Genomic DNA, 443 nt, shown 5'->3' on the forward strand with positions numbered 1-443 from the left:
CGCCCTGCCGCCTGACCATCCCGCGTGGCAGGAGGCAGGCGCAGAATCGCTGTCACTGGATGATCTGCTTGCCCAGGCAGACGTCGTGACGCTGCACCTGCCGCTCACGCCCCAGACCCGGCATCTGCTGGACGCCGCGCGCATCGAACGCATGCGCGCCGGCGCCATCCTCATCAACACATCCCGTGGCGGCATCGTGGACGAAGCCGCGCTGGCGGCCGCGTTGCGGGCCGGACGCCTGCGCGGCGCGGCGTTGGACGTCTTCGAGCAGGAACCGCTGCCCGCGGGCAGTGCGCTGGCCGACGCGCCCAACCTGATCCTGACACCGCACATCGCGGGGCTCACGCAGGAGGCCAACACGCGCGTTTCCGACATGGTGGCCGCCGGTGTGACAATGGCGCTTGACGCCCGCGCACGCTGACGAGGCGCGGCGCGCCTCACAC

General features: G+C 71.6%; 1 protein-coding gene. It reads left to right on the forward strand.

Translation table 11 applies throughout. The features are described from left to right. A partial coding sequence (locus B3446_RS15630) for an NAD(P)-dependent oxidoreductase (protein ID WP_291383176.1) occupies positions 1–421 on the forward strand: 421 nt, incomplete at its 5' end. Positions 422–443: the final 22 nt, after the last annotated feature.

Source organism: Achromobacter sp. UBA5777, from assembly GCF_002418565.1.
Taxonomy (GTDB): domain Bacteria; phylum Pseudomonadota; class Gammaproteobacteria; order Burkholderiales; family Burkholderiaceae_B; genus Achromobacter; species Achromobacter animicus.